Consider the following 11,849-nt stretch of genomic DNA (forward strand, 5'->3'; position numbering starts at 1 on the left):
CGCTGATCTCGGCGACCATATCGCCCCTCGCATGTTCCAATGTCATGGCGCGAAAGCTCCATGTTTATCAGCCTATTGCAAGGTGCCTTGGCGCATCGCTTACGTTGTTGTAGTACCAGACCAGTTTGATGTTCGTTTCGTTCGCATCAGAGCCCGAAAGGCCAAAGAATACCCTTCGCATATTCTGGCCAAAATACTCGACTACGGCCTCTGCCAAGCGAGCAACTGGAGCTGTGCCTTGGCTAGCGTAGACATGAGCAAAGGGCAGCGCGTGAGCCTGCTTGCTGATCGCCTCGGCGATTTCGGAGCATCCGTACCCCATATTGACGCAGTAAAGGCCTCCAAAGCCGTCCAGGCTTTCCGACCTTCGGTGTCCCAAATATAGACGCCTTCAGCCCCTGCCATGATGCGGTTTGGCGTCGCCGCGGCTGTGTTTCGCCAGGTGCGTTGAAGGATGGGAAAACGTAATTTCGATCCTTTTCTTGCACTTGTGCAGTTCCGAGATTTGTCAACGTCACTGCGTTCTCCTTCACTCACTCCATGTCAGCCCACATGATATGGCTGACACCGGCGATGCGGTCGTCTTCCGGATGCACGGGAGCGACCTTTTCCTGCACGAGCTGGCGCACCAGCGGGCTCAAATGGAGGATCTCCTCCGCGGTCATGCTGTCGAGACCGGCCCAGTTCTTTTGCGGCTCGATGATGGCATAAAAATTGCCGCCATAGGATACGTCCACCACCAGTTCACCCATGTCGGGCACGTCGATCGTGGTCTCGACGGCATGCAGATAGGCCGGCACATTGAAGAGGCGAACTTCCTCCACAAAGCGGCCTTCGCGACGATATTCAATCTCGACGCGACCGGCTGGAGACTCGATAGCAAGTTTGCCTTCGGCCTTTGGCACGACCAGGCCATGTTCTAGAGCGACCGTCACGGTGCCGATGGTGCCGTGGCCGCAAATAGGCAGGCAGCCGGAAACCTCGATGAACAGCACACCGATATCGCAATCCTCACGTGACGACGGATAGAGAATGGAGCCCGACATGGCATCATGGCCGCGCGGTTCGAACATCAGCGCCTGGCGAATCCAGTCGTGCTCGGCTTGAAAAATCTGGCGTTTCCCAGCCATGCTGACATTGGGCAGGATCGGCGCGCCACTGGTGACAACGCGCACCGGGTTGCCGCAAGTATGGGCGTCGACGCAGAAAAAGGTATGTGGGTTCATGGCTTAGGCTCCCGGTTCAGGAAAAACGGCCGGCTGAGAATGGGGCGAGGTCGATCGGCGTCGTGCGGCCGGCAATCAGATCGGCAACCAGCCGACCGGTGGTCGGACCGAGCGTCAGCCCGCAATGCCCATGGCCATAGGCATGGATGACGTCGGGGCGTTGGAGCGAGGCGCCGATGACCGGCAGACTGTCGGGTGTGGTCGGACGATGGCCCATCCAGCGTGTTCCCCCTTCGGTCTTCAGGTCTGGCAGATAAGGGCTAGCCAAGGCGGCCAGCGCATCGCTGCGGGCATAGTTTGCGAGAGCCTCAAGGCCGGCGAATTCCGCCGCCCCGCCGATCCGCAGGCCCATATCCATCGGGGTGGCGACAAACTTGCGTTCGGCAAAGATGACTTCCCGGGTAAGAGACACGCCGGGATTCGGAATGGTGATGTTGTAGCCCCGTTCGCTTTCCAACAGCACCCGGTCGCCAATCGTCGCCGCAAGCCGTGCAGACCAGGCGCCGGCAGCAATGACGAGCCGGTCGAACGACACGTTCTTTCCGCTCGAGAGCGTAAGCGCAGTGCCGGAAATAGCTACTGCTTCGCCTTGAACGATTGTCGCATTGCATGAAGCAACGTGTTCCCGCAGCCTGTCCACGATCCGCTTCGGGTCGGAGAAATGCGACCATTGCGGCGTCAGCACCGCACGAACGACTTTCTTTCCGAGCGCGGGTTCGAGTCGTCTCGCTTCGTCGCCGTCCATTTCCTCGAAAATGCTGCCGTGACAGCGGCGTAGTGCGCGGTCCGCGGCATCGGCGGCAAAGCCCGCTTCGGTTTCATAGACCCAGAGTGCGCCGACGCGATGAAGTTCATGCGAAAGGCCGAGCTCTTCCAGCATCGGCAGGTAGTCGTCGTAAACGGGCGAGGTCAGGGCCGCGAGCGCAGAGGTGAGACGCAGCATTTCTTGCCGCGAACCGCTTTTCATGAAGCGTAGCAACCAAGGCACCAGCTTGGGGAAATGGCCGGGGCGCAATGACAGCGGCCCGAGCGGATCGATCAGCCAGCCCGGCACTTTCCATACGAGCCCCGGGACGCTTGCGGGAACGATCTCGGTAACGCCGAGGCCACCGGCGTTGCCGAAGGAGGCCTTATCGCCGGATGGATCGCGATCCACCAGCGTCACCGAGTGGCCCTCGGAAAGCAGCGCGCGAGCCGTGCTGAGGCCGACTATGCCGGTTCCAACAATGACGACATGGCTCATGCAGGTCTCCTGAGATCGAGGGCGGCAACACGGCGTTCGACATCTGCCATCGGCCTTGCGGCCTTGATTGCAGGTGTCTTGGGATTTTCGGGCGAAGGCCGATTTGCAAAGCGCATGAACGCGTCGCCATAGGCGCATTTTGCCTCGAGTTCGTGCGTACTGAGGCTTTTGGCGAGATTAGCAACGCCACGCGCCTTCGTGCGAGTGGGTCCGGCGGCGAGCGCCACTGTCAGGCCGGCATTGAGGTTACGCGGATCGTGCCTTGCTGCTTCGGCGCCAGTGCTTTCGAGAAAAGCTAAGGCAATGTCAATCGAACCGTCAACCCGACCGTTGAGGAGCTGATGGATCAAAGGTACCGATACGGCGAGTCCCAAATGGCCGAGCAAAAACCGAACCTCTACCTGCATGCTTTGAACATCGTCGCGATCAGCAATAGGATTGTGATAAACGATGTGGCTGTTGCGTGCAGTAGATCAAGAGGCATGTCCATGAGTGTCATACCGTGTGATCTTTAGAGAAGCGTTCAACCACCCACTCAAAAGCCAATTCCATTCCGCCAACATCGCAAGATGGTGCCACGATGTCTGCAACTTCTTGGACGTGCGGCTTGGCATTCGAAACGGTGATCGCCAACCCTGCCCAGCAAAGCAGACCTAAGTCATTATCGGAGTCACCTGCTGCAGCAACGTCATTTGCACCGAGACCAAACCCGCTCGCGATAAATGCAGCTGCGACGTCCTTTTGAACGCCATTTCGGACCACTTCCACCAGATTGGCACCCGATTGCGCTACCGTGAGTTCACTGGAAAACCTGCTTGATAGAAGCGAAACGGAAGCTTCGATTGTCTCTTTGGGGAAAGTAGCGAGCAGTTTGAAAGGGGCTGTGGGTGCGTCGCTTGGTTTACTGATGAGTTGAAGACGGTCACCAGTGACATCGGTGCGCCGTCTTGCAACTGGTTCATCGGGCTTAAGAACGAAACAAGTCTCCAAATCGAACCAGATAGGGTTTCCGCCCAGGTCGTGAACCGATGTCATTGCCTCAAGCGCTGTTTCGCGATCAAGGCGCGCTTCCTTCAGTGCAGTTCTTGATGAGAACCTTCCGATCCATGCGCCGTTGAAGCAGCAAACCGTATCCGATGCACCCACGTCGGCATGCACGCGTTCCAACCCCACAGGTGATCGCGCTGATGCCAGAATGAGGGGAAGCTTTACCGAATGTAGCGACCGTGCCGCTGCCGAAACAGTTGGGAGCAACACGTGACTATGTGTGAGCAGAGTTCGATCGACGTCGCAAACAAAAAGCCGTGGCACCGCGGTTCTGCAACGCTCGCTTGCAAATCTGAGACGGTTCATCTGCATCTCCATTCACGTAGAAGCGCCTGCAGCCCCGGCCGAGGGCGATTATTGCTTCGTGCTCGTTTGTACCGATGGTTTCAGCAACTTGCCGGTAGGTTATCGTATTGCCGACGATTTCGGCCGCTGCCCCAACATATACTGCCGCTTCGGGAAGTGCCGAAATATCGACGGCTGTCAGGTCCATTGAGACGCGGCCGACTACGGGCGCGCGCAGCCCGCCGAAGACCACAGAACCCTTGTTGCTGTTGTCGCGCATGAATCCATTCGCATAACCGATGGCGAGAATGGCTATTCGTCGGGGCTCAGGTGCATGCCATGTGCAGGAGTAACCGACTGGATCGCCCTTCTTCAGCGTACGGATCTGGACCACAGGCGCGAGGATGGTCGCAGGTTCTTCCATCGGATTTTCAGCATCAGCAAGCGGATTGATCCCGAAGGTCGATTTGCCGGGGCGGATAAAGTCTCCATGCAATTCGCTTCCAAGAAAAACACCACAGGAATTCGCGATGGAAAGCGGCGCGCTGGGTAGGCGCTTGGCACGCTTGGTAAGTCGAGATACCTGAAGGTGACAAAGATCGAGATCGACATCGTCTGCCGAGGCGAAATGCGTCATGTAGGCCTGAATATCGCAGGACGCGAGCAGGGGTTCGGCACATTCATCATCCTCTGGGCCAAGACCAAGCCTGTTCATGGCGGTGTCTAGATGAATGAATGCCGGGATCCTCTGGGCGGTCTGCTTTGCCACAACCGAGATCACATGAAGTTGCTCCAGCGAATTGACCACGGGAATGATTTTCCGCGCCCGAGCTTCGCTCATATCCGCCGGCGAAACGCCGTCAAGCACGGCGATGCGTGGTCCGGCGCCGAGATCAGCGCGCAGCGTCAATGCATCCTCGAAACGGGCAGAAAAGAACCACTCTGCACCAATGTTCCGTAGCGCACGCGATGCCTCGCGCATCCCGTGGCCATAGCCATCGCCCTTGACAATAGCCACACAGGTGCCAGGAGTCATTTGCGCCAGCTTGCGAAAGTTGCGCTGGATCGAAGCAAGGTCGACCAGCATGACCGGCCCGCTGGAAAGGCTGCGTCGCGCGTCATGTGGAAAGGCGGCAAGGGAATCGGGACGGGTCATCGGAACCTGAGAATCAGAGATTCCGAGCCGCCCGATGTCGGGCGGCCCGGATCTTGGGGTCGTGGATCAGGCCGAAAGCGCCTCGACTGCGGCTTCGACCAACCTCATCTCATCGGCCTTTAGTGGTGGCACAGCCATGCGGCACAGGCCGACCTTACGGCCGGTCATCTCGCTCCCGGCCTTAGCGACCGGGTTGAAGGGCAGCGTCCAGAGCAGACGGCTGATCGGCTGGAGCGTCTTCCAGACCCTTTCCGCCCGCTCGTAGTCTTTCGATTTCACCAGATCCCAGAGCTTACGGATCTGCGCAGGCGCGACGTTGCCGGAGCCGGTAAAAAGACCGGCGGCACCGTTCACGAGTGCGAAAAAGTTGAGAAAGTCACAGCCGCAGAACACTTTGGCGCCCTGCCCTGCCAGCGTTTCGATGCGGCTGGGATCGGCGGTGCTGTCCTTGATGTAATCAATCCCGTCGATCTCCGAAAAGCGAGCAAAGATTTCCGGCGTGATATCGAACTGGGTATAGACCGGGATGTTATAGGCCATGATCGGGGTCTTGATCGCCTTGGCGACTTGTTCATAGTGCCAGCGCACCCCATCTTCACCCGGGCCTTCGAAGTAAGGCGGCAGGACAAGAACTGCATCAGCGCCCACGCCTTCGGCGTGCTTGGAGTTCTCCACCGCATCTTCGGTGCGGATCGCTGAGGTCTGGACGATCACTTTGGCGCGGCCATCGACGCGTCTGCAGGCCACTTCGGCCAACTCGCGTTTTTCCGATTCTGACAGGAACGGAAATTCACCGGTGCCGCCATTGACCGCAATGATGTGCACAGCGCTTTCGACAAGCGAGTCGATGTTTGCCTCGAACGCCGCAATGTCGAGAGTTGCGCCATTGTCCTTGAACGGAGTGCAGATAGGAACGCAGATGCCTTCCAGAGTGCTCATACTGGTCTCCTTATTGAGCGGCCCGTACAGGGCGAATTACTTTTTTCATTCCGCGGCGCATGCGCCCTGGAAACTGGCAAACGGCTCAACGAAGCTGGATCCAGATCGCCTTTTGTTCGGTATATTGATCGTGCGCTGCAAGGCCTTTATCCCGACCTCCGAACCCAGACTCCTTGTACCCGCCGAACGGTACGGCGAGGTCGCCTTCGGAGAAGCAGTTGACTGACACGGTTCCCCTGCGCGAATGGCCTTGGCGACACGGTGGGCGACGTTGAGGTTTTCGGTATAGAGTTGCCAAGCCAAACCGTAGCTTGTGTCATTTGCGACTTTGATGGCTTCTTCCTCAGTCTTGACAGAGATTACCGATAGCACCGGGCCAAAGATTTCTTCGCGCGCGATAGTCATGTCGTTTGTGACCCCTTCGAGGATTGTCGGCTCGACGAAGTAGCCGCCTGTTTCCTCGCGGACACGGTTGCCGCCGAAGACCGGCCCCGACGGCCATTCTCCGAACGTCCATCTGGATTGCTGCGCCGACTAGCGCAGTTGGATCCAAATAGCTTTCGTCTCGGTATACTGGTCGTGAGCGGCGAAGCCCTTGTCCTTTCCGCCGAAGCCGGATTCCTTGTAGCCGCCGAAAGGGACCGCGAAGTCGCCTTCGGAATAACAGTTGACCGAAACGGTGCCGGCGCGGATCGACCTTGCGATCAGGTGAGCCCGGTTGAGATCGTTCGTGTAGAGAGACGCCGCCAGACCGTAATTGGTGTCGTTCGCGATGTGCACGGCTTCGGCGTCGTCACGGACAGTGATGACCGACAGGACGGGGCCGAAAATCTCATCGCGCGCGATCGCCATGTCGTTCGTCACGCCTTCGAAGATGGTCGGCTCGATGAAGTAGCCGCCGGTGCCCTTCAATACCTGGTTGCCGCCGAGCGTCAGCTTCGCGCCCTCGGATTGGCCCTTCTCGATGTAAGAGAGGACCTTCTGCATATGCGGCTCTTCGATCATGGCGCCGATCTTTGTAGCGGACTCCAGCGGATCTCCGACCTTCCAGGTCTTGACGGTTTCCTTGAGCTTCGCGAGCAGAGGTTCGCGGATTTTCTCGGAGACGATCAGGCGCGTGCCGGCGGAGCAGTTCTCCCCCTGGCAAAACAGGAACCCGGCCGCGATCTGCTCGACCACGGGGGTGAAGTCGTTCACGTCATCGAGAACGATCGCCGGGCTCTTGCCGCCACATTCCAAGACAATGCGCTTCATGTTCGATTCGGCGGCGTATTTCAGGAAGTAGCGGCCGACCTCGCCGGAGCCCGTGAAGCTGATGCAATCGACGTCCATGTGCAGGCCGAGCGCTCGCCCGGCGGTCGGGCCCATGCCCGGAACGACGTTAAGCACGCCTTCAGGAAGACCGGCTTCGGCGGCGATGGCCGCAAGGCGGAGCATCGAAAGCGAGGTCAGTTCCGCCGGCTTGATGACCATGGAATTGCCGGTAGCGAGCGCAGGCGCGATCTTCCACATGGCGACAAACAGCGGGAAGTTCCACGGCAGGACCGCGCCGACGACCCCAACCGGCTCGCGCACGATCATGGAAACGACGTCGACCGGGGCTGGAGACATCTGGTCGTAGAGCTTGTCGGTCGCCTCAGCATGCCAGCGCAGGGTCTCGATGCTGTCGGGAAGATCGACGTTGCGGGAATCGTTCAGGGGCTTCCCGCAATCGAGCGTCTCGATCAGGGCGAGCTCTTCGATGTTTTTTTCGATCAGGTCAGCGAAGCGCAGCAGCGTCTTCTTGCGGTCGCGCGGCGTTTGGCGCGACCACGACCCACTTTCGAACGCAGCGCGCGCGGCCGCGACAGCCCTGTCGATGTCGGCTTCGTCGCCCGAGGAAACCTGCGCCAGTTCCTTGCCCGTGGCAGGATTGAAGGTCGCAAACGTTTCGCCGCGTTCGGTGCCGCGATAGTCGCCGTTGATGAACGGGCGGGTCTCGAAGGTCGCGGGGATCGTGATTTTGACGGTCATATTATGTCCTCAACCGGCTCTGGTGCCCTTCAATTTACCCAGGAGGCGATGTTCTGCGACTTGAGGTCTTCGTAGAGCTTGCGGAACTCGGAGCGCTCGGCATCGGACAGGCCGATCAGCGGAGCGCGGACATCGCCGATCGGAATGCCAGCAAGCGACACGCCGTATTTGACGTACTGATTGTACTTCCCGCCGTTCTCCAGCAGGTAGATCAAAGGCATCATCGCCTTCATCAGCTTACGCCCCAGCAGGAAGTCTTCCTTCTCGACGCACGCCTTGTATAGGGCGTCGTGTTCGGCCGGCAGGAAGTTGGAAGCGCCGGCGATCCAGGAGCGTGTGCCCCACAGGAATTGGTCTAGCACCTGATCATCGAAGCCGCAGACGCGTTGCAACTCGGGATAGAGGACCATGTGCTGGTAGTAGCGGGAGATTGAACCGCTCGATTCCTTGATGGCGAAGATCTTCTTGATATCGAGGACGCCTTCAAGGAACTCCTTGTCCATGTCCACGCCGGTGCGGGCGGGAAAATTATAAAGGATGATCGGCAGTGACGTGCTCTTGGCGATGTCGCGGAAATGCGCAATGAGTTCCGACTTGCCCGGCAGGGAGTAAGGCGGAGCCGCCAGCAATTGCGCCCGGTAGCCCAGACCTTCGGCGAACTTTGCGACCTCAATCGTCTCCTCGGGCCGCATGCTGTTGGCGCCGACATAAAGCGGGATGCGGTCCTTCACGACCTCGGCCACGCGCGCCAGGACGGCTTTCCGTTCCTCGAGGGTCTGGGAATAGTATTCGCCGGTGGAGCCGCCGGGAATGAGGGCATGCACGCCGTTGGAGACGAGAAACTCAACGAGCTTGTCCAAGGCCCTCAGGTCCAGACGGCCGCTATCATCATAGGGGGTGGCGAGGGCCGTCAGGATGCCGCTCAGTTGAGGTATCTGCATCTGAAATCTCCATCCATCCATGTGAAGGCCGGATTAGGCTTGGGAAGGCCGACGCGCGGTCCTCTACTCGCCTCGGTCTTCCGAGTGCGATAATGTCGACATATTGTCGTTCGTAATTATTGTCAACGAGTTTTGATGCTTCGCACATTGGCGGGTCTGACCCGCGAATCAAAGTGGGAATTGACCGAGACCTCAAACGTCGCGTGTCGGATAGTGCTGGTCACCAGCGCCTTCATCGGGCGGCGTTTTGCGCACGCCCGAAATCCGCCCGCCGCAAGGCAGCCACGGCATAGTCTGCCGCTTCAAAGATCGCCTCCGCTCAAGTCCGGATCCATGCACCAACGCCCAGCATTGTCATGTGAGCTTGGAATCAAATACTTTTTGAATCACTTTCGACTATCGGTCCTCAAATGGTGTGATCGACCAATCGATCAAGTCGACGGCATGCCGAAGTATCGCTTTGCTCTGTTCGAGGGTGGGTGAAGCGGCGATAACATATCCGATACAGTCTCGGTAATCGCCTTTCCTGACGATCGGCGTCTTTGGTTCAATGTACAGTTTGACCTCGGCGACACCTGGTACAGCAGCCGCCCGCGTATCGCCATCGATCCAATCAAGTATGCCATCGCGATCAGGAAGTAGGTTTCGCGTGGCCACAGTATGCGAATGCCTTCTGCGCAGATTCCATCCTGCGCCGGTGGCAAGCTTGATGTGCTCGGTGATGAGATCGACACCGTAAGCCAGCTGAACTATCTGGGGATCGGGCGCGCCAGCAAGGCGCGGATTGACTTCAATGACGACTGGGCCACGCTTCGTCCACCGGAGTTCAATGCACGTTGGCCCCCAGCCAAGGCCGAGAGCTGGCAAACAGCTCAGCGAAACATCGACGATACGCCTATGCTCCTCATCGGTCAGTGGCGCCGGAAAGATGTCCTCCCGAAAGACGAAATGCGGTGGGGGGCCGAAGTCAGCGGCGGCAATCCCAATGACCTCATTTCCCATTATCTGGACGCAATAGTATGGGCCTTGTGCGAATTCTTCGACCAGCATCCTCGGTGAAGAGCGCCATATGTGCTTCCCGCCCAACAGATAGGTCGTATGTTCGGCCAACTCATCGGCAGTGCGGCACAATCGGACACCGACGCTGCCGCTGCCCACCGCAGGCTTAACTATCACCGGCAGTCCGATCTCCGCGGCAGAATCCTCTACGTCCGCTGCATTGGCCGCCAAGCGATAAGCAGGCATTGGAACGCCGGCCGCCGCGAGAAGTTGACGCTGAGTGTACTTATCTAAGCATTGTTCAATAGCTTCCGGGTCCGGTCCAGGTAGATCGAAGTGCCGACAGAGCTTGCTGGCTGTCGCATAGAACGCATCCGCAGCACTTGTGATGCCAGCGATGTCATAGGTCGCTCGGAGCCGGGAACATTCGCGGATCAGCGCATCCAAATCGTCTGTATCAACACGGATTGTCTCAGCCCCTTTCGCCGCGAAATGGTCATACCGAGTTGGATCGGCCGAAAGGTTAATGGGCTGAAGGCCAAGACGCTGAGCAGCCTGGACGTATAGCAGACTCGAGCCCATTGTGGTGCCTCCAAGTTGGATCAGCGCTCTTGCCATTGGTTGTGGACCCCTTCTGTGCGTGCCGTGCGGCGGTCTGAAGGATTGGCATCTTTGTAGCCGCGCTTGACCTCAGACCTTGCCCCGAGGCTACCATCGTCAACGATTTTGCGGGGTTAAGAATCTGCAAATTTTATTTCGAGTTTTGTTGCAACGGTTGTGTGCGTCTTTCCAAAGCCGGACAGGGATGGAGTACTTTACTAGACTCATGTTCCGAGGGCCTGGGATCGGTGGCCGCCCTTTCGTGCGATCAAGAGACGAGGGTTGCTCGGATAGGCCGAGCCGATCCTCACGCACGGAGGACGAGCCATGGGAGAGTATAGCGAAGCATTTGTCGCGTTTGATGTAGCCAAGAAGAAGCATGCGGTGGCGATCGCCGAGGGCGGCCGCACGGGCGAAGTCCGGTTTCTCGGTGAGGTCGAGAATAGGCCGGCCGCGATAGAGCGGACGATCAAGAAGCTGGAAAAAGGTACGATCGACTGCACGTCTGCTTCGAGGCCGGACCGACTGGTTACGGACTTTGCCGTCAGGTGCGCGATCTTGGTCACGACTGCATGGTGGTTGCGCCCGCCCTGATTCCGAGGCGGTCGGGCGAGCGCATCAAGACGAACCGACGGGACGCGGTCACTCTGGCGCGGCTGCATCGGGCGGGCGAGTTGACCGGGGTATGGGTGCCCGACCTGGTCCACGAGGCTGTTCGCGATCTGGTCCGGGCTCGGGAATCCGGAGCCGACGACCTGCGCCGCAAACGCCAGCAGCTGCTTTCCTTCCTTCTGCGCCATGGTCGGATCTACGAGGGCGGCGGTCATTGGACATTGGCGCACCGGCGCTGGCTTGCCCGCCAGAGCTTCGAGCATCCGGCGCAGCAGATCGTGTTCCAGGAGAAGATCGACGCGATCGAGGACGCGGTTCAGCGGCTATGCCGCTTGGACGAGCAGCTCGCCGTCGTGCCCACCATGGTCCATGGCGGGTCGTCGAGGCTTATCAGGCGATGCGCGGCGCCTCGTTCCTGGTCGCAGTGATCTTCGCGGCCGAGATCGGGGATGTGCGCCGCTTCGATACGCCGCCGCAGTTGATGGCCTTCCTCGGCCTGGTTCCGGGAGAGCGTTCGACCGGCGACACGGTCCGCCGGTCGAGCCTTACGCTCGCCGGCAATCGACGCGCCCGCCGCGCCTTGGTCGAAGCGGCATGGACTTACCGCTATCCCGCCAGGGTCAGCGAGGCCCTGAGGCTCCGGCTCGAGGGGCTGCCCAAGGCTGTCCGCGACATCGCCTGGAAGGCGCTATGGAACGGACCCCGCACACATGCCGAGCTCGCACCGCCGCTATGCGGAATGGACACCGGATCGTTTCCGGCGCTGGGGCGCATCGATCGGACCGCAA

10 protein-coding genes and 2 pseudogenes are annotated in these 11,849 nt (G+C 59.2%); 1 reads left to right on the forward strand and 11 read right to left on the reverse strand.

The window, feature by feature from the left end; translation table 11 throughout:
• Window positions 1-67 precede the first annotated feature (67 nt).
• The 11 genes and pseudogenes from NKH49_RS33665 to NKH49_RS33720 all read right to left on the reverse strand — a co-directional run bounded on the left by NKH49_RS33665 (window position 68) and on the right by NKH49_RS33720 (window position 10,431).
• Complete coding sequence (locus NKH49_RS33665; RefSeq protein ID WP_352929936.1) at window positions 68-322, reverse strand: hypothetical protein; 255 nt, start codon at window positions 320-322, stop codon at window positions 68-70.
• A 220-nt stretch (window positions 323-542) separates the two neighbouring features.
• A pseudogene (locus NKH49_RS33670) lies at window positions 543-1,226 on the reverse strand (4-hydroxyproline epimerase); the annotation flags it as partial.
• 16 nt (window positions 1,227-1,242) lie between these two features.
• Entirely contained in the window at window positions 1,243-2,469 is a 1,227-nt protein-coding gene (locus NKH49_RS33675; protein WP_352929910.1) for an NAD(P)/FAD-dependent oxidoreductase, read from the reverse strand.
• Window positions 2,466-2,876: an aspartate dehydrogenase domain-containing protein gene (locus tag NKH49_RS33680; RefSeq protein WP_352929913.1), complete on the reverse strand. Its 411-nt coding sequence runs from the start codon at window positions 2,874-2,876 to the stop codon at window positions 2,466-2,468. The genes NKH49_RS33675 and NKH49_RS33680 overlap by 4 nt, the downstream gene beginning before the upstream one ends.
• A gap of 88 nt (window positions 2,877-2,964) precedes the next feature.
• Complete coding sequence (locus tag NKH49_RS33685; protein ID WP_352929916.1) at window positions 2,965-3,834, reverse strand: HAD hydrolase family protein; 870 nt, start codon at window positions 3,832-3,834, stop codon at window positions 2,965-2,967.
• Entirely contained in the window at window positions 3,731-4,957 is a 1,227-nt protein-coding gene (gene alr, locus NKH49_RS33690) for an alanine racemase (RefSeq protein WP_352929919.1), read from the reverse strand. The genes NKH49_RS33685 and alr overlap by 104 nt, the downstream gene beginning before the upstream one ends.
• A 66-nt stretch (window positions 4,958-5,023) precedes the next feature.
• Window positions 5,024-5,896 carry a dihydrodipicolinate synthase family protein gene (locus NKH49_RS33695; protein WP_352929922.1) on the reverse strand — a complete coding sequence of 291 codons (873 nt, stop codon included), beginning with the start codon at window positions 5,894-5,896 and terminating at the stop codon, window positions 5,024-5,026.
• Window positions 5,897-5,941: 45 nt separating this feature from the next.
• Entirely contained in the window at window positions 5,942-6,325 is a 384-nt protein-coding gene (locus NKH49_RS35075) for an aldehyde dehydrogenase family protein (protein ID WP_502907991.1), read from the reverse strand.
• A 105-nt stretch (window positions 6,326-6,430) separates the two neighbouring features.
• The gene (locus NKH49_RS33710; RefSeq protein ID WP_352929928.1) at window positions 6,431-7,909 is read right to left on the reverse strand and encodes an aldehyde dehydrogenase; all 1,479 of its coding nucleotides are present in this window, start codon (window positions 7,907-7,909) and stop codon (window positions 6,431-6,433) included.
• 29 nt (window positions 7,910-7,938) lie between these two features.
• Window positions 7,939-8,850 carry a dihydrodipicolinate synthase family protein gene (locus tag NKH49_RS33715; protein ID WP_352929930.1) on the reverse strand — a complete coding sequence of 304 codons (912 nt, stop codon included), beginning with the start codon at window positions 8,848-8,850 and terminating at the stop codon, window positions 7,939-7,941.
• Window positions 8,851-9,246: 396 nt separating this feature from the next.
• On the reverse strand, window positions 9,247-10,431 hold the full coding sequence (locus NKH49_RS33720) for an ATP-grasp domain-containing protein (RefSeq protein WP_502907990.1): 1,185 nt from the start codon (window positions 10,429-10,431) through the stop codon (window positions 9,247-9,249).
• A 345-nt stretch (window positions 10,432-10,776) separates the two neighbouring features.
• Here NKH49_RS33720 and NKH49_RS33725 point away from each other — a divergent pair.
• Window positions 10,777-11,749 (forward strand): annotated as a pseudogene (locus NKH49_RS33725) (IS110 family RNA-guided transposase); the annotation flags it as partial.
• Window positions 11,750-11,849: the final 100 nt, after the last annotated feature.

The sequence above is a fragment of the Mesorhizobium sp. M1088 genome (genome assembly GCF_040318575.1).
In the GTDB taxonomy this organism is placed as follows: domain Bacteria; phylum Pseudomonadota; class Alphaproteobacteria; order Rhizobiales; family Rhizobiaceae; genus Mesorhizobium.